Here is a 21,329-nt window from a genome sequence, read left to right on the forward strand (position 1 = left end):
GGCGGATGGTTCGTGACGGGAGTAGCGGCCACCGCGCTGGTACTGACTCCCGGCACCGCATTCGCCGACAAGGGCGGCAACAACGCGCAGGGCAGCGGCAAGGCGCAGACCAGTGGCGGCCAGGGTGGCGGCGCCATCGACTCCCTCGTCACCTTCAGCGGCAGTACCGGCGGCGGGGGCAAGGCGAAAACGGGCAACGTGCGGCCCGTGGGCGACTGGGACCCTCCGGCCTGCTGGTACGAGCCCCGCACGGCGGACCAGTTCGGCAAGTACGTCGAGGACACGTACAACGAGACGGTCAACTACCCGGGCCAACACAGCTACGCCAAGACGGCTGTGGGCCAGTTCAGGGACAAGTACAAGGACGGCGAGTACAAGGACTACAACAAGGACGTGGCGGACGAGGGCAACTGGTGGGTCGCCGTCCGTGACGAGGACCGCTGGATGGAGCCGGAGGCGCAGATCTGCGACGAGCAGCCGTTCTGGGTCGAGAACGGTGACGACCCGGGCGTCCCCAACGCGGTCACCCCGCAGGTCCTCGCCGAACTCGCGTACAACCGTCTTCAGCTCCCGGAAACCGAGGTCACGCTCGCTCCCGAGGCGAATACCAAAGTGAATCTGCCTACGTGGGCCTGGCTGGACGAAGCCACGTTCAAGGAGGTCGACGTCACCGCCGAGCTCAACGCGGGCGGCCTCAACATCCAGGCCACGACCACGGCCAAGCCGGTGTCTCTCAAACTGGAGCCGGGCACGGCGGACGCCGAGACCTACCCCGCCTCCGGCGAGTGCGTGATCAACGACGACGGTTCGATCGGCGAGCCGTACGCCAAGGGCAAGGCCGACGAGACACCGCCGTGCGGCCTGAGGTATCTGCGCTCGTCGGGCGACGGAACATTCAAGCTCCAGGCCACCGTCACCTGGGAGATCAGCTGGACGGGAACCGGCGGCGCGGGAGGCGACCTCCCCGACGGCACCTTTGGCGCCGACCAGGAGATCACCGTCCAGGAGATCCAGTCGGTCAACCGCTGACAACAGCGACACAGAGGGCCGATGTCGGGGGCGTACCAAGACCATTGGTACGCCCCCGACATCGGACCACATCCATCCGGGTCGCTGTGTGGCCAGACACGTTCAGGCCGCAGGAGCAATTCGCTTGCCCCGGTTCGTCCTCATCCGCCCAACCGTGCAAAGAAGTTCGCTGTAGCGAAAATGATCGCCCCACGGATACCGTCGTTGCTCTCGACTGCACTTCTGTCTCACGGGGAGTCCACTGTGAAGCGCCGCACTTTGCCGGTTGCTGCCGCGTTCGCCACCTTGCCACTGGCGGCTTGTGGGGGCGCGAGCGAGGACGAGCGATCCAGCAGCGGCGACAAGCTCGCAACCACCCGACCGGGAGCGGAGAAGCCGGAGAGATCGAGTGAGCGGTCAGCGGCGCCGGCGGACGACGAAGCGGACGGCGTGGACGTGTCTCTGCCCGCCGACATGGACCTGGTCTTCGACTGGGACAAGCCGACGAACGGGAACGAGGCGGCCGCGACGGCCGACGCCGCCAACTTCTTCCGCGCCATCTACCGGGGCGTGGACAAGCGCACGCCCAAGGACCCGGCAGTGACCGCGTACGCCACCGGCGATGGGCTGAGCTACGCGACGACGCAGATCAATGCCTGGATCGACGGCGGTTGGACCGCCACCGGCACCCTGCGCCACTACGACGCCACCACACGGTCCACCGCCAACGGCAACTCGGTGGAGGTCGCGTTCTGCGCGGACTCCGGCAAGTTCTACGGCGAGGAAATCAAGACCGAGAAGATCCTGAGGACCGAGCCCGGCATCAAGGACTTCGACCACTACACGCTCGTCATGGTCAAGTCCTCCACGGACCCGGACCTGTGGCAGGCGTCCAAGGTGTTCGTCGAGACGAAGGCGACGAATTGCCGGTGAGTTCCGGCAACAGAGCCGACAACTGGGTCGGTAGCGACCGCTCCCTCTCCTCACCCCACATACAAACCACTCGGGAAACCCGGACCACAATATGAGTGACCTGCGTCTCGAAGACACCGTCTTCGAAGACCTGAAGAAGACCTTCTCGACGATCAGCGACCGTATGGACACCGCGCGCCGCACACTCCGTGGCGCCGACGGCTCCGCGGTCGGGCAGAGCAAACTCGTCGAGGAGGTCCACGAATTCGCCGACGACTGGGGCTACGGCATCAAGCAGCTCGGCAAGCACACCCAGGGCGCCGTGAAGATGATCAACAAGATAGGTGAGGAGTTCGGCAAGCTCGACCACGATCTCGCCGAGTCCCTCAAGACGAAGAAGAAGGGCAAGTAGTCGTGGCCGGCAAGCGCCCCACCTTTCCGAACATAGGTTGGGACCCGACGCCGGGGGATGTCGACGACACCCGGGACCTCGCCAGGAAACTCGGCGGCCTGGCGAGCGATCTCGGCACCACTCTCCGCGAGTTGGAGCGGATCGAAGCCGGTGCCTGGAAGGGCAAGACCGCGGTCGCCTTCACCGAGTACGTCGGCAAGGACGTCACCCCGCTCATCCGCAAGAGCCACGACTCCTTCGACAAGGCCTCGCGTGCACTGCACCGGTGGGCGAACGAACTCCTCGACTTCCAGGACGAGGCGAACCGGCTGGAGAAGTCAGCCGGGGAGAAGCTGGAAGCCAGGGAGACCGCCCAGCAGAAGGCCGACGCGAAAGGCGACGGCAAGGGCAGCGAAGAGCTCGGCAAGGCCTCCGGCGCGGTCGACGAGATCACCGGCAAGGTCCACGACCTCGAGGACCGCTACAAGCGGGCCGCCGGCAACATAAGCAAGGAACTCGACAAGGCCGGCGACATCGCGCCCGACGAGCCGGGTTTCTGGGACAAGCTCACCAAGGGCGTCTCGGACGCGTGGGACGCCACCGGGCAGTGGATCAAGGACCACGCCGACATGATCAAGCTGATCGGCGATCTGCTGAGTGATCTGAGTGCCGTGCTGGGCATGTTGGCCATCATCACCCTGCCCTTCCCACCCCTGGCGGCGATCTTCGGTACCGCGGCGCTCATCGCGAGCGGTCTCGCACTGGCGGCCCACGGGCTGGCCAAGTGGGGCGGGGCCGATGTGAGCTGGATGCAGATGGGGCTGGACGCAGTGGGACTCATGCCGGGGATCGGCATGTTCAGCAAGGGCATCAAGGTGGTCGGCGCCGGCAAGGCCGCGACGATGGCCGAGAACCTCGGCCAGGGTTTCACGAAGACCTCGATCGGCAGCTCACGCATCCTGATGGCCTTCGGCAAGAACGCGCAGGGACTCGAGGGCGGACTCGGCAAGGCCGGCCTGGTGAAGATCGGCGGCAAGTCCGGCGACGTCTACGAGGTGGCACACGCGACCAGTGGCCTGAAGTCACGTATGGGTGGCCTTGCCGCCGCCGGTTACCACGAGGGCCAGTGGCTCGGTTCCAAGGGTCTCAACATGATTCCGGGCGTCGACATCAGCCCCTTGGGTGCCGGTATCGCCATCGACGCGGGGGCCAAGATCCTCCCCAAGATCACGAGCATCCACCAGCACGTGGGGGAGGCTCTCTTCCCTGGCGACCAGTTCGAGAAGTCGGCCACCGGAGGCTGAGCCTCCGGACCGGAATGTCAGAGTGAACCGACCAGGACGAGCCTGCCGACTCGCCACGCTCCTCCCCAGTCGCCCGCCCAGTCGCCGCGTAAGGAAGTGAATACGGACATGAACATCTGGCAGCCGGAACCAGGAGAGACGCTTCTCGGGCGCGCTCCGATGACCTTCGCGACGGGCGCCGCCACGCAGGTCAAAGGCATGCGCTGGTTCCGCGACACCGAGCGCAACGACATTCAGGCCGAGCTGCCGGGCTGGCCCGAGGGGCCGGTGTTCACGCCCCGGTCGACAGGAGAAACGGCCGCGAGGAAGACCGTCAAGGGAGCGGCGATGGTCCTGGGCGTCGCCGTCATGGCCGTCCTCAGCTCCGCCGGAGGCAATGTGAGTGGGTCCTCCGGCCCGGACTCCGGCAAGGACACCCCGGACGACCCCGAGAACGAGGTCGAGGACTTCCCGGTCATGTGGGCCGCGCCCGGCACGCTGGCCCGCACCCTGCCCTGGCAGCTGGATCCTGCGCGCTCGGACGAGAAGCGTTACCGGACGCACGCGATCGTCACCGACCGCCGACTGGTCGTCGTGGGCCTCCCGTACCACAAGAAGGACTCCACGATCATCGAGGACGAGGTCCTCTGGGAGACCCCCCGGTCCAACATCAGCGAGGTCGAGCACAGGGACTTCAAGGACGGGAACGACGTCAAGATCGTGTTCTCCGACGGCTCGTGGTGCAGGTTGAGCAGCTTCAGACGGCAGAAAGTCACCGGGTATCTCATCCACCCCTTCGACGTGGTCCCCCTGGACAGCCTCACGCCGGCACAACGCGGCGCCATCGACAATTTCGTCGCAACGGCCCACGCCCGTGACCTCGGAACCCCCGTGGTCACTCGTCGCTCCTCCGGCCACTACCGGGTCGAGGTTCCGGTGCCGAGCGAGCTGAGCTCCTTCTTCGGCTCCGGCAGCCGCAGTCTGGTCATGGACACCGACGGGGTCGAGGTACCGCACAAGGACATCCGCCCGGAAGACCTCTGACCCCTGCCCGTACGCCTGACGAGAACGGCCCCGCCTTCCATGACTCCCCCCACCGAGACCACGAGCCCTCTTCCTCCCGCCCCCGCCTCCCAAGAACCCCCACCCATCTGGTTCCTGGCCCCCGAGGGCTTCTTCGCTCTCCCCCTCGCCGCCACTCCCGAGGAGCGAGCCGACCTCTCCCATTCCTTCGTACGGGAGCTCTACTCCCGCGGCGACGAGAACATATGGGAGCCGGCCGCCCCGTACTACGCGGCGATGGCCGAGATGATGGCGGGCACCGGAGTCTCGTACTCGGCAGTGGGGCTGTTCTCGACGGCCGACGAGAACGGGCCGCAGGACGACGGGGCGCAGGCCGACGGGACGCAGGACGGGGAAGTCGTCCGGCACGAAGGAGCCGACGGAGTCGCCCAGTGCGCCCTCACCGTGGCCGCCGTGCCGACGGACCAGGACGACGCCGACACCGACGTCGTGGCCCAGGGCATCCTCGCGATCCTCTCCGGCGACGAGTACAACGACGCCCGCTGGCTCGACCTGCCCTGCGGACCCGCCGTGTCCTGCGTGACGCTGCGCGAGTACAGGATCAAACCGGAACTGACGGAGACCGGCGAGCAGGTCGATCTGCTCACAGGACAGATCCAGGTCCATGTCCCTTTCCCCACAGGCCCGTTCACCGCGGTCTTCACGCTCCACACGGCGTCCATGGACTACTGGACCGAGTTCTGCGACCTGATGGCGGCCGTCCTCCAGACGGTGTCCTTCACGGATCCGGCGGAAGTCGCGGAGGGTGCGGAGGGTGAGCAGAAGCAGAGCCAGGCATGATGATCGTCGAGACCGATTCCGACCCAGCCGAAGAAGTTCCTGGAGAGCTCGGCCACCATGCTGCGCGAGCGCGTCGAGGCCGACCAGGCGTTCCCTTTCGGCCCGATGCCACCGCAGGTGTCGCCGCTGGTCCTCTTCACCAAGCAGTTCGCCTGCGACGAGGAACACAGCCCCCTGCACCTGAGCATGCTGGTCGAACCCGAACCCTCGGCCGACGGGCACGCGGACACGGCCCCCTTCGTCTCGCCCCACTTCGGCGAGGGCCTGCGCTGCGTACGCCGTTGGACCCGTCCCGACGGTGGCCCGATCACATCCATCGCATACGCATGGAACGACGCGGCCCGTGGCATCGACCTGGTACTCAAGGGGCACTACGACGACCCCGACCTCCTCGAAGCCTCTCTCGACGCAATCGACGACTTCGCAAAAAGCATCTGGATCACCTGACGAACTCCGCGGAGGCGCGGAGCAGACCACCTTGGGGGACAACGACATGGCAGGGTCAGCCAAACCAGGTCGGCGGAGAGCGGCTGCGGCTTCGTTGCGGTATGAGCACCGGCCCGGCAAACGATCGGGGCAAGAGAGCAAGCAGTCCAGCAAGGGCGACACCCTGTTCGGCTGCCTTGTGTTCCTGCTCTTTACGGCCGTAGTCGTCCTGCTCGCCCTTTTGGACATGTTCTGGGGCGACGAGACCTGGGAGTGGTCGGCAGACACATGGCCAGGTGGCGCGTACGGCTTCGCCGTATTCCTGGGCGCGTTGGTGCCGTGCGTGACAACCGTGTTCTTCATGGCCTTGGGCCGTGTGGCCTGGAAGTCCTGGAAGGCCCACAAGATCCGCTCGCTCGGCTGCACGCTCCTGGCCGTCGTGTGCGGAGCGGCGATGCTGCAGCTCGTATCGCTGATCTACAACGCTCAGAACACCGGCAAGTGGGGCCGCGGTGCTGACAGCGCCCCCAGCTGGGTCTTCAGCAACTACCCCTGGCTGTGGGCGGTCGGCCTGGTGTCCACCATCGCCATGGCCGCCCTGCTGATCACCTTGGCCGTGGCGCGCCAGAAACGGACTTCTTCGACCACTGACGCCGGTTCGCTCGAACCGAATTGACCGCTTCTGACGCCTCTCGCGGAGAACTTCGCAGTGGCGAAAACCCGCCCCCCACAGCTAGCGTCGGGCGGCATGCGACAGACCGCGCCCGCCGACCGGACCGCCGATGGCAAGACCGTTGGTGAGACCAGTGGTGAGACCGATGGCCAGACCGACGGTGAGAACGTCTTCGGCCTGATCACGCCCGAGGACTGGTTTCGCATTCCGCTTCTGCCCGAGGAGCGGCGTGAGGCGTCCGTGGGTGCCCTGGTCAAGAGGCAGTTCGCCGGTGTGGACGACCAGCCGGTGCTTCGCAGGCAGGCGGAGGAACAGTTGCTGGGGGCCGCCGAGGCGGGTGTCGAGCAGGGCGGAGTGGTGCTCTACCTGTCGTTCCTGGAAGCGGCGGGCATCCCTCTCGCCGCCTCCCTGCTGATTTCCCGCATCCACCAGCGGTTCGACACCCTCGACGCGGTCTCGGCGCTCAAGGACAAGGGCGAGGCAGGTCTCGTACGGCTGCCGGCCGCCGGGCGGGCGGCCCGTCGGCGACGGGCGGAGCGGACGCGGGAGTCCCGGCGGCTCGGAACCGAGTTCGCGGACACCATCGTGGAGTACTTCGTACCCGTACCGGACCGGGACGAGGTGCTGATGCTGACCTTCAGCACCCCCCTGGAGCCCATCGCGGACTCGATGGTGGAGCTCTTCGACGCGGTCGCCGGTACCCTCCGCTGGCAGAAAAAGGCCCAGCCAGCTCAACCGACCCAAGCGAATCAGGCACCTCAAGCAGCGCAGACGACCAACCCGACGCAGGTAACTCAGACAGCTAAAGCGACTCAGGAACCACGGGGGCAACAAGCATGACGGAGGGGCGACTCAGGGTCTCCACCGAGGATCTGCACACGGCCGGGGTGGGCCTGCGGACGGTGGCCACGGAGTTCGAGGGGCTCGACAAGCTGCTGGACGCCTACGACCGGCGGACGGTCGGGCACAAGCTGTTGCAGGAGCGGCTGCAGGAGTTCTCCGACGGCTGGAACGACAACCGCGAGAAGATGATCGAGGAGATCAAGGGCCTGGGCGAGGTCGCCAAGACGGCCGGCGAGGCGTACACCCAGATCGACGACGAGCTCTACAAGGCGCTCGTCGGTCAGGACAAGAACGGCCAGGACAAGAACGGCCAGGACAAGAGCGGCAAGAGCAAGACCGGCAAGGACCAGAAGTGACGCGCCCCGCCGACCACCGCTGGGAGGTGCTGGGCGAGAACGAGGATCCCGTACCGGGTGATGTGTACGACCTCACGGCGCTCGCCAAGCGTTTCACCGCCACCGCGAAGACCATCTCGGACGCCGCCGCCGCGCTGCGCAGGCTCGGCGACCAGAAGAGCTGGGACTCCAAGGCGGGCCGGGAGTTCGCCGAGAAGGCCGACGACACGGCGAAGACAGTGAGCAAGGCGCACAGCCGCTACGAGGAGGCCAGCGCCGCGCTGAAGGAGTACCACACCACGCTGGAGACCATCCAGGAGGACGCGGACCGGCTGCTCGGGCAGGCCGAGACGAAGAGCGGTGACCTCACGACCGCGAAGTCCAAGGCCGACAACCCGCCCAAGGAAACCGACAAGGCCGGGCAGAAGACGCTCGACACCACGGTGACGGACCTGCAGGGCGACCTGGACGGCCTGCGCGGGCAGCTCGCCACGCTCAAGAGCCGCCACAACACGGCGGGGAACACGGCCGCCAAGCGCATCCACGAGATCACCGAGGGCGACGACCTCAACGACTCCTGGCTGGACGACCTCCGGGACACCCTGAACATCGTCGCCGACATCGCGGGAGCCGTCGCCGCCGTGTGCGGGCTGGTGGCACTCCTGGTCGGCTGGATCCCGATCATCGGACAGGCTCTCGCCGGTGTCCTGGGCACCATCGCACTGATCGCGACCGCCATCTCGCTCGTCTGCCACGTCCTCCTGGCCATCAACGGCGACGGCTCGTGGGGTGATGTCGCCATGGACGTACTGGGCCTTGCGACCTTCGGCATCGGACGGGTCTTCTCCGCCGGCGCCAAGCTCGCCGCCACGGCCGGCCGCAGCCGCGTCTGGACCGCGGCGACCCAGTACGTACGTGGCTGGCACCCCGGCCTCGACTCGGCGGCGCGGCGCGCGATGGTCATAGAGATGGTCGGTGCGCGAGCGGGAGCTACCACGTCCGCCGCGGCGCCGAACGTCTCCCTGGGCGCCGCGTTCAGGGGCCTGCCCCGTTCCTTCGCGGACGACCTCGGCGCGGTCCGGAGCAACTGGAGGGACCTGTTCAAGGGCAGCGACAACATCGCGGCGTTCCGCGACGCCTGGAACACGGGTGGCGTACGCGGCTTCGGCAGCATGTACGCGGGGCCGGGGATGGTCGACGAGCTGGCCCGTATCAAGAACATCGATCCCGCGGACCTGAGCTTCGTCGGCACGCCCGACGCATTCAAGCAGGCCCTGCAGTACAACTCATGGGCAATCGGGTCGACGAGTACCGCGGCGGTCGCGGACGCCAAGAGCTTCATCGGGCTCTTCGGGAGCGAGGACATCGATGTGACCGGACCCGATGCGTCACTGGCCGGAAGGTAGCCCCTGATGCCCTCGATGCCCTCGATGCCCCAGATGCCTCCGTTGCCCGTGACGCACACCGCGGACACGGCAGCCTCGGCGGAAACGGCGTCCGCGGACTGGCACCAGTGCCGAGTCACACTGCCCGCCCCGCACAACTGGCTCGTACTCGATCTCACCGCCGAGCGGCCCGAGGAGTGGGCACGGGCCGCGGCCGACGAGCACTTCTCGGCCGACGACGCCCCCGCCGACTGGCGCGAGGCGTTCGCCGAGGACGTGCTCTGGTACTGGGCCGTCGCCGCCCGGCAGAAGGCGCTCTGCGCGGCGGTCCTCGCGCCGCGGGACGGTGGCGTGGCCGCGTTCTACTGCGTACGGGAACTGGTGGGCATCCCTGCCGAGTCGCTGCGCCTGGACGCGCTGCGCGCGGAGGCCGAGGCCGCCGAGGGGCCGTTCTTCCGTCCGCCGGAGATCACGGAGGTGGAGCTGCCGCTGGGCGCCGCGCTGCGCGTGCACCGCCTGGAGCCCACGGATCCCGAGGCCGGCAGCGGCACGGTGCTGGAGGGCGTGGCGCACTACGTCCTGCCCCGGGCGCATTCCACGGCTCTGGAGTGCCGGCTCCTCTGGCAGGCCATGGGGCTGGGCGAGGAACTCGGCAAGGTCGCCGACGAGTTGGCGGCCTCAGTCCGACTTGTCTGAACCACCCTGAACGCGCGCCTTCGGGCGCAGCCCCGCCATGCCCTCCAGCCCGAACCGTTCCCAGCGAATCAGCGCCACTGGCGCCCAGCTGAAGCCGACGATGAAGAAGCTGAGCAGCGTGGTGATTCCCTCGGGCAGGATCCAGCCGAGCTGGGCGGCGAGCAGCGAGACGACAACCAGGTAGACGCTGAACAGAACAAGGACGAGCGCCTTGAGCAGCGCCTCGCCCGGTCCGAGCCTGGGCTTCTCCTCGGTCCCCCGGACCGCCGCGAGGAGGAGCAGGGGCAGCATCAGACCCAGCAGGCCGCCCATGCCGATACCGCCGATGCCCACGGCGTTCCGTCCGTCGTCGGGGACCACGGGCGACAGGAACGAGTCGTCGGCCAGGCCGATGGTCAGGGCAACACCCGCGAAGGCGCCGAGCGTCATGGTCGCCAGGACCAGCAGCAGCCCCGCACCGAACGCGATGTTCCCTGCGACCGACCGCCCAGGACTCCGCCCCCGGGACTCCCCGGCCCCTGATCCAACAGACATGGACTCTCCCATTCCTCGCGGGGTCCGGACGAGGATAGCTGGCCGGGTCGGCGGGGAGGAGTGGCGCGGGATCCGGAACCGGAACAGGCGACTCCGAACGAAACCGCCCTGCGCGGCCGACCGGCGCCCGCACCGGCACTCGCCGGCACCCACCGGTACAGACACCGGTACAGGCACCCGCACCGGTGCCGGCACCGGGAACCAACCGCCTAGCGGTTCACGGCCTGGACCTCCTTGACCGTGACGTTCTCCTCGTACGTGGACAGACCGTCCGGCAGCGCGGGCTGCTGCGGCGGGCCGTCCGGGTCGGCGGAGTCGGTCCAGGTCACCTTCCAGGTGATCGACGCCTTGAAGGGGTAGGTGCCCGTGCCGGACGAGCGACGGTAGGTGACGTTGCAGCCCGCGTCCTCGCTGTCGACCGTGTAGCCGTTCCTGCCCTTCACGAGGTCGTACGTGCAGGTCTGCGGGTCGGCTTCGTCGGTACCGGCCTCGACCTTGAGCGCGACCGGGGTCGCGACGGTGGTCGCGGCCATCTGGACGCCCTTGTAGTCGATGCTCGCGGTCGTCCACACGCGATCGAAGTCGCCCTTGAACTTCACCCGCGTACCGAGGTTCACGATGAGCCGGTCCGCGCGCGGGCTCAGCTCGACGGGCGGCGCGGGCAACTTGGTGGAGTTGAAGGCGAGTTCGGAGAGGGTCTCGGGGGTGAGCTTGTTGGGATCGGGCTGCGGGTCGGCCGGCGGGACCCAGATCTCCCAGTTGTCCGTGGTGACCGGGCAGGCGTCGGTGTACTCGTCGTTGCGGAACTGCACCTGCCACCACAGGCCCTTGTCGTCCTTGCGGTAGCCCTCTTCCTCGCGCTTCCTGGCGTAGCTCGCCGCGGGCTCCTGCGCCCCGTCGTACGCGGTCTTGATGAACTCCTCGTACTCCTCGGAGGTGTACATGGGCTCGTACCAGCAGACCGGGGGCTTCCAGTTCGCGTTCGAGGACGTGGTGGTCGAGGTGGGGCCGCCGCCCGAACCGGCCTTGCTCTGGTCGATCCGGATGTGGGCGCCGATGGTGCCGTTGCCGGAACCGGCGCCGGAGTCCTGGTTCGGCTGGTCGGGCGCGGTGGTCCCCTGGTCTCCGCCGGTGGTCTCACCCGCGTACGCCGGGAAACCCGTCCCCAGCGCCATGACCAGCCCCGCGGCCACGGCGGTCCGCAGAACGGGACGAGCCGCGCCCGCCCCAGTGCCGGTACTGGTACTGGTACTGGTACTGGTACGTATCCCCGTCCTAGCCCTTATCCCTATCCCTGCACGCACGACGCGTCCCCCTTCTTCCAGTTCTGCTGCGTCACCTGCCAGTCGCCGCGGGAGTCCTTCTCGACCTGGAGCGTGTAGAGGACGAAGTCCTTGTCGCTCGGCTGGGTGCGCTGCACCTTCTCGGTCTTGATCACCTTGTTGTACGCCTTGCTCTGGTCCTCGCAGTAACGGGCCGCCGCCTTCTCGCCGTTGGCGACGTCGGTGACCTCGAAGTCGAAGTACCGGTAGTCGCCCGTGACGGTCAGCCCGTCCTTCTTGACCGTCGCCACGCGATCACCCCAGTAGGCGAGGGCGTTCGCCGCGAAGTAGCGGTTCATGTTGGCGGTCCGCCCGTCCCCCTCGGCAAAGGCCTCGATACGGGCCTGCGCCGCGTACGCCACATCCCGCACGATCGCGTCCTTCGCCACGTCCCCGGTCGACTCCTTCTGGACGTCGACCGTGATGTCCGAGGGCAGATCGAAGGCCGGGGCGCCTTTCTCGGCGGACGCGGATACCGACGGCGTCGGAGAACTCGACCCGTCCCCGCCCGCTCCCGCGATCTTGTCGTTCCCGGAGTCGCCCGAATCGCTACTGCAACCGGTGAGAGAAAGAGCGGCAGCAGCGAAGAGGCAGGCCACGGCGGTCCGCCGTCGCGTGGTCAGCATGTACTTATCCCAGGGTCGAGTGATCGATTTTTCCGGTGAATGTGCTTCTTGGGCAGCACCGGCAGTGCTGGGCGGTGCTGAAGTGCCGTGCAATGGAACGGACTTGAGGCACCTGAGGGACACAGATGGACACGCGAGGAAGTCGACATCCGGTTCCCGAACGCCAATGCCTCAGGCTCAGCGGGCAGCCCGGCTCTTCCCCTTGCCCTTCTTGCGCAGCTTCTTCATCCGGGCACGTTCCCGGGCGGCTTGCGCCTCGGCGCGGGCACTGCCCACCCGGAAGGCGAGCCATCCCACGACGGCCGCCGTCAGCACGCTGGAGACGAGGGCACTGCCCGAGCCGGGGATGTACTCACAGCCGAGCCTGCTGGAAGAGCAGTTCTTGCCGGGCAGCGCACCGAGCACGTACATGAACGCCCCGAACGCCAGCCCGCCGCAGATCGATACGCCGGCCACACGACCCGCACGCCGCGGCTTCGAGCCGCCCCGTTCGACCGCCGAGAACCGCAGGGCACCGATCGAGCCCGCCACCATGATCAGCCCGAAGACGGCACCTACCGCCCATGGCCCGCCGGGCCAGTCCAGCACCCATGGGGCGGACTTCCGGACGAACCATTTCCACGTCCCGAGAGCCACGAGGAGCAAGGCCCCGGCACCGATGACCACTCCGGCGATGCCCAGACCGTCCCGCGCCCGGAATCCACGCCCGCCGTCGCCACTCATGGCACCCCCTGTACCGAACCTGCCGTACCGAACCTGCCGCAGTCACGCGAGCCCCGGAGACAGCCCGGTGCGGTGGGACGCCGAGGCCTCCCACCGCACCGGACCACACCTGCACCAGGCGACCTCAGCCACCCAAAAGCGATAAGCCGCCCAAAAAGGCAACTTCAGCCCTTGACACCCTTGGCCAGCTCGTCATCCAGGTCCTGGTACGCCTTCGCGGCGCTGGTCAGGAACTTGGACATGCCGGTCAGGCCCTCGATCGTGTCCTTCGCGCCCTTCTTGAACTCGGTGAAGGAGTCCTCGAAGGCCTGCGAGCCCTTGCGGGTGGTGTAACCGTCCTTGACGAGGCCCTGGATGTAGCGCTCAAGGGCGTCGAGCTTCTCGTCGATCTTGTCCTTGGCGTCGGTCAGCTTGGTAGCCGCCTTGTGCATCTCGTCATAAGTGATATCTGCGTCTTTGCCGCCGGCCATGTGGCGTCCTCCATAACAACTCGACTTGCCGCAGGGCCAACCCCCGTGGCTCCCGTTGCGGATGATGCGATCGTCCGCCGAGTCTGCAGCTTACGCAGGACGCTTGCAGCCGCACACCCCGGATCCTTCAAGAGCCTTCAGGGAACCAGCACATACGCCGTTGCCTGTGGGAAGGGTGGAGCGGATATCGTCACTGGGCAGCTTCTGGGCAGCAGGAGAGCAGTCAACGGGGAGGACGATCGTGCGCCTGACTCTGACCGTCGTCGATCCACTGGGCGGCGCCAACGCCGACGTGGTGCTCGACGCGGATCCCGAGTCCTCGGTCGGGGACATCGCGAAAGAGCTGGCCGCACACGTCGGCTACAGCGGCGGGGCACAGATCATCCCCATCGGACACCACGGACAGCCCGGACAGCAGGCGGGCAACGGCGGAGCGCCCCTCGCCTATGTCGACGGCCATCCCGTCGACCCGGCCTCCACCATCGGCACCTCCCCCCTGCGCGAGGGCGCCGTCGTCAGCCTGCACGACCCCGCCGGCTGCCTGCCCGGCGAGCCGACCGGCCTGGTCGAGCTGCGCGTCGCGAGCGGGCCCGCGGCCGGCGCCGTGCACCGGCTCGGCATCGGGCGGTACGACATCGGCAGCGGCCCCGCCTCCTACGTACGGATCGACGATCCCGAGCTTCCCTCCCGCGCGCTGACGTTGTCAGTTGCAACGGACGGAACCTGCCAGGTCGTCGCACACGGGGAGGACCGGAACAACAGGGATGACAAGGACGACAAGGACAAGGGCGGCGTCACCCTCGACGGCGAACCCCTCGACGGCAAGGACTGGCCCCTCGGCGCCCAGGTCGCCGTCGGCAACACCCTTCTCGAACTCGACCGTTACTCCCCACCCAACGCCGCGTTGAAGTGGTCCGACGACGGGGCCGGGCTCGATTACAACCGGCCGCCCCGGCTCCAGCCGCCCGAGCGCCAGACCCGGTTCAAGCTGCCCGCCCCGCCGCGCGACTTCGAGGCCCGGCCGCTGCCCTGGCTGATGGCCCTGACCCCGCTGGTCGGCGCCGTCGTCGCCGTGATGATCTTCGGGCGCTGGTACTACCTGATCATGGCTCTGCTGAGCCCGCTGATCCTCTTCGGCAACTACTTCATGGACAAGAAGCACGGGCGCAAGTCCCATGCGAAGCAGGTCAAGGAGTACAAGGAGCACAAGGAGCGGATCGAGAAGGACGCTCAGGACGCGCTGATAGCCGAGCGGCTCGACCGGCGGCTCGCCGTCCCCGATCCCGCGTCCGTGCTGTCCATGAGCACCGGGCCCCGTACGCGGCTGTGGGAGCGGCGGCGCACCGACGCCGACCATCTCGTCCTCCGCGTCGGCACGGGACAGCTGCCCTCCGAGGTCGTGCTCGACGACCCCGAGCAGGACGACCACAAGCGCGAGGTCACCTGGAAGATCCAGGACGCCCCGGTGACCCTGCCGCTGCGCGAGCGCGGGGTCGTCGGGATCGCCGGGCCCGGCGACTCGGCCCAGTCCATCGGCCGTTGGATCGTCGCGCAGAGCGCCGTGCTGCACAGCCCGCTCGACGTGCAGTTCTACGTCCTCACCGAGAACAGCGCCCAGACCACCTGGGACTGGGTCCGCTGGCTGCCGCACTCGCGCCCCTCCGGCGCCCAGGACGCCAACGTCCTGATCGGCACGGACGCCGAGACCGTCGGCGCCCGCATCGGCGAACTCACCCAGCTCCTCGACGCCCGCCAGAAGGCCGCCAAGGAGAACGGGCGCCAGACCAACTTCACCGACCCGGATATTGTGGTTATTTGGGACGGTTCTCGGCGGCTTCGGTCCATGCCGGGTGTGGTGCGGCTGTTGCGCGAAGGTCCTGGCGTCAGCATGTACGCGATCTGCCTCGATGCCGAAGAGCGGTTCCTGCCCGGCGAGTGCCAGGCCATCGTCATCGCCGAGCCGAAGCCCGAGGAGCGCACCACCTCGGTCACGGCGTCCCGGGAACCCGCGGCCCAGGGCAGCGGTTTCCCCTCCTTCCAGGCCTGGCACACCGCCGAGCCCGACGACCAGCAGTCCGGCGAGCAGAAGCCGCTCGAACTGCGGCTGCGCGTCGAGCAGACGGGCACGGCCCGGGTCAAGAACGTACGGCCCGACTTCGTGTCGGCGGCCTGGTGCGCGCGTCTGTCCCGGTCCCTCTCCCCCATCCGCGACATCAGCGGCGAGACCGAGGACTCGGCGCTGCCCGGCTCCAGCCGACTGCTCGACGTGCTGCAGCTGGAGCCGCCGACGGGCGACGCGATCTCCGCCCGCTGGCGCATGGGCGGGCAGTCGACGATGGCGGTCGTCGGTGAGTCGTACGACGGGGCGTTCGGCATCGACATCCGGCGGGACGGGCCGCACGGTCTGATCGCGGGTACGACCGGTTCGGGCAAGTCGGAGCTGCTGCAGACCATCGTGGCCGCGCTGGCCGTGGCGAACACTCCCGAGAACATGACGTTCGTGCTGGTCGACTACAAGGGTGGCGCGGCCTTCAAGGACTGTGTGAACCTGCCGCACACCGTCGGCATGGTCACCGACCTCGACGCTCACCTCGTCGAGCGGGCCCTGGAGTCGCTCGGCGCCGAGCTTCACCGACGCGAGCACATCCTGGCCGCCGCCGACGCCAAGGACATCGAGGACTACCAGGATCTCGTACGGCGCGATCCCTCGAACCGGCCGCTGCCCCGACTCCTCATCGTCATCGACGAGTTCGCCTCGATGGTGCGTGACCTGCCCGACTTCGTGACGGGTCTGGTCAACATCGCCCAGCGAGGCCGTTCGCTCGGTATCCACCTGCTGCTGGCCACGCAGCGGCCCTCCGGCGTCGTGTCTCCCGAGATCCGGGCCAACACCAACCTCCGCATCGCGCTGCGCGTGACGGACGGCGGCGAGTCGAGCGACGTCATCGACTCGCCCGAGGCCGGGCACATCTCCAAGAGCACGCCCGGTCGCGCGTACGTCCGGCTCGGGCACGCCTCGCTCGTACCGTTCCAGTCCGGCCGCGTGGGCGGACGGCGGCCCGGAGCCGCCGACCCGACCGTGCTCGCGCCCTGGGCCGGGCCGCTGGCCTGGGAGGACCTGGGCCGTGCCGCGCTCGTCAAGCCGAAGGCCGAGGCGCGTGAGGAGGAGGAGATCACCGACCTGAAGGTGCTCGTGGACGCGATCCGCGACGCCAACGGGGCGCTCGGCATCCCCTCCCAGCACAGCCCGTGGCTGCCCGCGCTCTCCGAGACGCTGCTGCTGGACGAGGTCGAGATGCCCGCGGTCGCCGCACTGTCGGCGGGCAAGCTGCCGCCGGCCCCGTTCGGTGTCGAGGACCTGCCCGCCGACCAGGCCCGCCGGCCGGTCGTCGTCGACTTCTCCACCTTCGGGCACCTCATCGTGGGCGGTGCGCCGCGCAGTGGCCGTTCGCAGATCCTGCGGACGCTCGCCGGGTCGATCGCCCGCACCCACTCCTCGTCGGACGTGCACCTGTACGGCATCGACTGCGGCAACGGCGCGCTCAACGCGCTGACGCGGCTGCCGCACTGCGGTGCCGTCGTCGCACGTAACCAGACGGAGCGGGCCGTACGACTGGTCACGCGCCTCAAGGGTGAGCTGACGCGACGTCAGGACCTGTTGTCCGACAAGGGGTTCGCCGACATCGGGGAACAGCGGGCGTCCGTCACCGAGGAGGAGCGGCTGCCGCACATCGTCGTACTGCTCGACCGGTGGGAGGGCTGGCTGCCGACGCTCGGCGAGTACAACCACGGTGAGCTGACCGACGAGTTGCAGACGATGATGCGCGAGGGCGCGAGCGTCGGCATCCACCTCGTCGTCACCGGTGACCGGCAGGTGCTGCTCGGCCGGATGGCCTCGCTCACCGAGGAGAAGTACGGTCTGCGCCTCGCCGACAAGTCCGACTTCTCGATGCTCGGCATCAACGCACGCAAGGTGCCGGAAGAGATCCCGCCCGGGCGCGGCTTCAAGAACGAGACGGCGATCGAGACGCAGTTCGCGCTGCTGTCGGACGACCTGACCGGTCAGGGTCAGGCGGCGGCGCTCGCCACGATCGGCGAGGCGGCCACGGCCCGGGACGCCGAAGTCCCGCGCGCCAAGCGCCCGTTCCGGGTGGACTCGCTGCCCTCCCGCATCGGTTTCGCGGAGGCCTGGGAGATGCGGGACCCGGCGGTCGCGCAGTCGAAACTGTGGGGTCTGGCAGGCATCGGCGGCGACGACATCATGGCCTTCGGCCCGGACCTCTCGCAGGGCGTGCCGACGTTCGTCGTCGCGGGCCCCGCGAAGTCGGGCCGCAGCACGGCCCTGTTGAACCTCGCCCGCTCGTACCTCCTCCAGGGCGTACGCCTCGTCATCGCGGCCCCGCGCCCGTCGCCACTCCGTGAACTCGACGGCCAGGACGGCGTGTTGAAGGTCTTCACCGACGACGACATCGAGAGCGACGACTTCAACGAGGCCATCGAGTCGGCGTCCCCCGAGGAGCCCATCGTGGTCGTCGTCGACGACGGCGAGGTCCTGGAGGACGCGGACTGCGAGCGCGAGTTGAAGCGTCTCGTCCAGCGCGGCGCCGAACGCGGCCTCGCGCTCGTCATCGGCGGCGACGAGGAAGAGGTCTGCAGCGGCTTCTCCGGCTGGCAGGTCGAGGCCAAGAAGGGCCGCCGCGGCCTCCTCCTCTCCCCCCAGGACTCCGGCGCCGGCGAACTGATCGGCATCCGCACCACCCGCAGCATGGTCGGCGGCCCCATCACCCCGGGCAAGGGAATGCTCCACCTGGGCAACGGGGAGCCGGTCACGGTGACCGTGCCGCTGTAGTACCGGGCACCACAGGAGGTTCTGCGTCGGCGGTCAGTAGCCGCCGACGCTCGCCCTCACGCCGACGCCGGGCTGCTCAGCCGCTCACTCGACCTTCGACATCCGGGCCACCGGATCCCCCGCGTCCGCGTTGTCCGTCTCGTACCGGAGGTCGTCGCCCACCGGGACCAGACGGACCTCGTGGCGGCCCGTCGTGCACTCGGACGTGGTGGACGGCTTGGAGATGCTGGTGGCGACGAGTTGCTCGGGGGTGACCTTTTTGAGGATGAGGTCGGTGTCGCAGGTGCCGCCGATGAGGTCGGTCTGGCGGAAGGTGCCGAGCTGGTCGCCCACCTCGGCCTGGCGGACGGTGACGCGGAACGTGCCCATGGGGAGCTTGCCGTCCAAGGCGAAGCCGTCGCCCTCCCAGGTGCCGAGGTAGGAACTGGGGACGGCGGAGAGGTCGCTGCCGTCCGTGCCGGAGGCACTCGGCTCGGACGCGCTCGGGGTGGCCGCGGGCTGGGAGTTGGCCGGGCCGCCCGCGTCACTGCCGCTGTCGCTGTCGTTGTCCCCGCCCGGCAGCAGGTCGCCCACGAACGGCCCGCCGATCACCACCGCCGCCAGCGCTCCCGCCACCGCGAGCGCCACCGTGCAACTCAGCTTGCGGCCACGGCCGTTCGCCGTAGGCACGGAGGTCGCGGCCACGCTGACGGACACCTTCCCCGGGGAGGTGTCCGGGCCCGCCGCCGCGTCGCGGGGTTCCGGGACGTGGGTCGGGGGGCCGGACAGCTGCACCTGCGGTGCGTGCGGCGGCGTATGGGGGGCGTAGGGCGCGTACGACGGGTCCGGGGGGCCGAACACACCCGCGGGAGGTGCCGAGTCGGCCGGGGTCGGTGTCGCCCGGTCCCCGTCCGTCACCGCCGCTCGGGGGCCTTCCGTCGGCGCCGAACCGTTGGTGGAGTCGCCCACCGAAGGGCTGCTGAAGCCCACCACCCCCGACGGCGGCACGTCCACCGCCTCCAGGTTCAGGAGCTGGACCGCGCTGCGGCTGACCTGTTCCACCAGCGGCCCCGGCAGCCATCCCGCCGTCACCAGTCGGGCCGCGCCCTCCGCGGCGAGGCGGGAGGAGAGGGCGGCCGGGGTGGGACGGGCGGCCGGGTCCTTCGAGAGGCAGTCGGCCACCACCTCCCTCAAGTCGCCCGACAGCGCGCCCAGCTCGGGCTCCTCGTGGACCACCTTGTAGAGGAGCGAGGCCGAGGAGTCGCCGGGGAAGGGGGACGAGCCCGTCGCCGCGTACGCCAGTACCGCACCCAGCGAGAAGACGTCCGCCGCGCCCGTGACCCCCTTGCCGAGGATCTGCTCGGGCGACATGTAGCCGGGCGAGCCGACGGAGACGCCGGTCGAGGTCAGGGAGGCCGTGCCGTCCGTCGCGCGGGCGATGCCGAAGTCGATGAGGAGGGGGCCGTCGAGGGTCAGCAGGACGTTCGACGGCTTGACGTCACGGTGGACGAGGTCCAGGCCGTGCACCGCCGACAGCGCCTCGGCGAGTCCGGCGCCGAGGACCCGTACGGAATGTTCCGGGAGCGGGCCCGCGTCGGCGACCGCCGCGGAGAGGGAGGGGCCGGCCGCGTAGGCCGTCGCCACCCATGGGACGGGCGCGTCGGGTCCGGCGTCCAGCACGGGTGCCGTGTACGCGCCGCCCACCCGCCGCGCCGCCTCCACCTCCCGGCGGAAACGGGCCCTGAACTCCTCGTCGAGCGCGAAGTGCGGGTGCACGATCTTGACCGCGACGGTACGGCCGCCCGCGCTGCGGCCCAGATAGACACGGCCCATCCCGCCCGAGCCGAGCCGGCCCAGCAGCCGGTAGGGCCCCACGACGGTGGGTTCATCGACTCCGAGCGGTTGCATGGCGCGCACCTCCCCCGTGTTCCATTACCCCGTCCCCGTGGGTGTGGCACCGTCCCGCCGTGCCGCCCTGTCCAGCAGGGTAATGCCGTGCCGTACGCCGGTGACCTTCCCTACGGCTGCAACAGATCCATTACGGCTGCAGCAGATCCACCTTCACGTCCGCCGCGAACCCGGTCGTCGGCCCCACCCTCCGCGCGAACTCGGTGACCGCCTCCAGCTGCGGTCCCCCGAAGCGGAAGTCGAGGGTCGTGAAGTAGCGCTCCAGGACGCTCTCGTCGAAGGCCTCCCAGCGGGCCGCCTGCTCGGCGACCTTGCCGACCTCGTCCAGGGAGAGGTCCCGGGAGGCGAGGAAGGCCTCGTGGACCTGGCGCGTGAGGACGGGCTCGCGCTCCAGGTACTCGCGCCGGGCCGCCCAGACCGCGAAGACGAACGGCAGACCCGTCCACTCCTTCCACAGCGTGCCCAGGTCGTGCACCTGGAGGCCGTAGCGCGGGCCGTCGAGGAGGTTGGCGCGCAGGGCGGCGTCGCCGATCAGCACCGCCGCGTCGGCCTCCTGCATCATCAGGCTGAGGTCGGGCGGGCACGTGTAATAGGACGGCGTGACTCCGTACCGCTCCGCCAGCAGTAGCTGCGCGAGACGTACGGACGTACGGGAGGTCGAGCCGAGGGCGACCCTGGCGCCGTCGAGCTGGTCCAGCGGGACCTGGGAGACCAGTACGCAGGACATCACCGGGCCGTCGCAGCCGACCGCGATGTCGGGGAAGGCGACCAGCTCGTCGGCGTGCTTGAGGAACTCGACGAGGGTGATGGGGCCGATGTCGAGCTCGCCCCGCACGAGCCGCTCGCTGAGCTTCTCCGGGGTGTCCTTGGTGAGCTCGAAGTCGAGCAGCGTGCCCGTTCTCGCGAGCCCCCAGTAGAGGGGCAGGCAGTTCAGGAACTGGATGTGGCCGACGCGCGGCCTGGACGGGCGGGCGTCGGGACGCCCCTCGGGAGACTCGGGAGAATTGTCCACATCGCGAGGCTAGCGCCCATGGGGTACGGTGCAGGCTTCAGGGTCCCGAGTGGTTTCCGAAAGGATCTAGTCCGCTCCTGTCAACCCCTGT

Annotated in this window: 20 protein-coding genes; 13 read left to right on the forward strand and 7 right to left on the reverse strand. The window is 68.9% G+C overall.

Annotation, left to right across the window (positions count from 1 at the left end; translation table 11 throughout):
* Positions 1 to 12: 12 nt before the first annotated feature.
* The 12 genes from ACN20J_RS21420 (at position 13) to ACN20J_RS21475 (ending at position 9,815) form a co-directional block, all read left to right on the forward strand.
* A complete protein-coding gene (locus tag ACN20J_RS21420; protein ID WP_419666537.1) occupies positions 13 to 1,029 on the forward strand; it encodes a hypothetical protein in 1,017 nt (338 codons plus the stop codon).
* A gap of 243 nt (positions 1,030 to 1,272) precedes the next feature.
* Positions 1,273 to 1,941, forward strand: a complete 669-nt coding sequence (locus ACN20J_RS21425; RefSeq protein ID WP_419666538.1) for a hypothetical protein — start codon at positions 1,273 to 1,275, stop codon at positions 1,939 to 1,941.
* Between the two features lie 91 nt (positions 1,942 to 2,032).
* On the forward strand, positions 2,033 to 2,332 hold the full coding sequence (locus ACN20J_RS21430) for a hypothetical protein (protein WP_143643485.1): 300 nt from the start codon (positions 2,033 to 2,035) through the stop codon (positions 2,330 to 2,332).
* A 2-nt stretch (positions 2,333 to 2,334) separates the two neighbouring features.
* Positions 2,335 to 3,615, forward strand: a complete 1,281-nt coding sequence (locus tag ACN20J_RS21435) for an enoyl-CoA hydratase/isomerase family protein (protein ID WP_361997065.1) — start codon at positions 2,335 to 2,337, stop codon at positions 3,613 to 3,615.
* A gap of 108 nt (positions 3,616 to 3,723) precedes the next feature.
* Positions 3,724 to 4,638 (forward strand): hypothetical protein, encoded by a 915-nt coding sequence (locus tag ACN20J_RS21440; protein WP_419666539.1) that lies wholly within the window; start codon positions 3,724 to 3,726, stop codon positions 4,636 to 4,638.
* 39 nt (positions 4,639 to 4,677) lie between these two features.
* Positions 4,678 to 5,457, forward strand: a complete 780-nt coding sequence (locus ACN20J_RS21445) for a hypothetical protein (protein ID WP_361997061.1) — start codon at positions 4,678 to 4,680, stop codon at positions 5,455 to 5,457.
* A 57-nt stretch (positions 5,458 to 5,514) separates the two neighbouring features.
* A complete protein-coding gene (locus ACN20J_RS21450) occupies positions 5,515 to 5,904 on the forward strand; it encodes a hypothetical protein (protein WP_419666540.1) in 390 nt (129 codons plus the stop codon).
* 31 nt (positions 5,905 to 5,935) lie between these two features.
* A complete protein-coding gene (locus ACN20J_RS21455; RefSeq protein WP_419666541.1) occupies positions 5,936 to 6,559 on the forward strand; it encodes a hypothetical protein in 624 nt (207 codons plus the stop codon).
* A 72-nt stretch (positions 6,560 to 6,631) separates the two neighbouring features.
* Positions 6,632 to 7,396, forward strand: a complete 765-nt coding sequence (locus ACN20J_RS21460) for a hypothetical protein (RefSeq protein WP_419666542.1) — start codon at positions 6,632 to 6,634, stop codon at positions 7,394 to 7,396.
* Complete coding sequence (locus ACN20J_RS21465) at positions 7,393 to 7,755, forward strand: hypothetical protein (RefSeq protein WP_419666543.1); 363 nt, start codon at positions 7,393 to 7,395, stop codon at positions 7,753 to 7,755. The genes ACN20J_RS21460 and ACN20J_RS21465 overlap by 4 nt, the downstream gene beginning before the upstream one ends.
* Positions 7,752 to 9,140, forward strand: a complete 1,389-nt coding sequence (locus tag ACN20J_RS21470) for a putative T7SS-secreted protein (protein ID WP_419666544.1) — start codon at positions 7,752 to 7,754, stop codon at positions 9,138 to 9,140. Before ACN20J_RS21465 ends, ACN20J_RS21470 begins: the two co-directional genes overlap by 4 nt.
* A gap of 6 nt (positions 9,141 to 9,146) precedes the next feature.
* Positions 9,147 to 9,815 carry a hypothetical protein gene (locus ACN20J_RS21475; protein WP_419666545.1) on the forward strand — a complete coding sequence of 223 codons (669 nt, stop codon included), beginning with the start codon at positions 9,147 to 9,149 and terminating at the stop codon, positions 9,813 to 9,815.
* On the opposite strand, the gene ACN20J_RS21480 is transcribed toward ACN20J_RS21475, so the two are convergent.
* From ACN20J_RS21480 to ACN20J_RS21500, 5 genes are all read right to left on the reverse strand, one after another.
* The gene (locus tag ACN20J_RS21480) at positions 9,798 to 10,349 is read right to left on the reverse strand and encodes a hypothetical protein (protein WP_419666546.1); all 552 of its coding nucleotides are present in this window, start codon (positions 10,347 to 10,349) and stop codon (positions 9,798 to 9,800) included. The two genes, ACN20J_RS21475 and ACN20J_RS21480, sit on opposite strands and share 18 nt — an antisense overlap.
* A gap of 209 nt (positions 10,350 to 10,558) precedes the next feature.
* The gene (locus ACN20J_RS21485; protein ID WP_419666547.1) at positions 10,559 to 11,524 is read right to left on the reverse strand and encodes a hypothetical protein; all 966 of its coding nucleotides are present in this window, start codon (positions 11,522 to 11,524) and stop codon (positions 10,559 to 10,561) included.
* A gap of 113 nt (positions 11,525 to 11,637) precedes the next feature.
* A complete protein-coding gene (locus ACN20J_RS21490; RefSeq protein ID WP_419666548.1) occupies positions 11,638 to 12,297 on the reverse strand; it encodes a hypothetical protein in 660 nt (219 codons plus the stop codon).
* 177 nt (positions 12,298 to 12,474) lie between these two features.
* On the reverse strand, positions 12,475 to 13,020 hold the full coding sequence (locus tag ACN20J_RS21495) for a hypothetical protein (RefSeq protein ID WP_190231008.1): 546 nt from the start codon (positions 13,018 to 13,020) through the stop codon (positions 12,475 to 12,477).
* A 164-nt stretch (positions 13,021 to 13,184) separates the two neighbouring features.
* Positions 13,185 to 13,490, reverse strand: a complete 306-nt coding sequence (locus tag ACN20J_RS21500; protein ID WP_079053446.1) for a WXG100 family type VII secretion target — start codon at positions 13,488 to 13,490, stop codon at positions 13,185 to 13,187.
* Between the two features lie 241 nt (positions 13,491 to 13,731).
* Between ACN20J_RS21500 and ACN20J_RS21505 the strand changes: the two genes are divergently transcribed.
* Positions 13,732 to 18,339 carry an FtsK/SpoIIIE domain-containing protein gene (locus ACN20J_RS21505; protein ID WP_419666549.1) on the forward strand — a complete coding sequence of 1,536 codons (4,608 nt, stop codon included), beginning with the start codon at positions 13,732 to 13,734 and terminating at the stop codon, positions 18,337 to 18,339.
* An 84-nt stretch (positions 18,340 to 18,423) separates the two neighbouring features.
* Here ACN20J_RS21505 and ACN20J_RS21510 read toward each other — a convergent pair whose 3' ends face one another.
* Positions 18,424 to 20,226, reverse strand: coding sequence for a serine/threonine-protein kinase (locus tag ACN20J_RS21510; RefSeq protein WP_190231006.1), 1,803 nt, complete (start codon positions 20,224 to 20,226; stop codon positions 18,424 to 18,426).
* Between the two features lie 130 nt (positions 20,227 to 20,356).
* Entirely contained in the window at positions 20,357 to 21,238 is an 882-nt protein-coding gene (locus ACN20J_RS21515; RefSeq protein WP_190231005.1) for a menaquinone biosynthetic enzyme MqnA/MqnD family protein, read from the reverse strand.
* Positions 21,239 to 21,329: the final 91 nt, after the last annotated feature.

Source organism: Streptomyces sp. 2-1, assembly GCF_048564895.1.
In the GTDB taxonomy this organism is placed as follows: Bacteria; Actinomycetota; Actinomycetes; order Streptomycetales; family Streptomycetaceae; genus Streptomyces; species Streptomyces phaeochromogenes.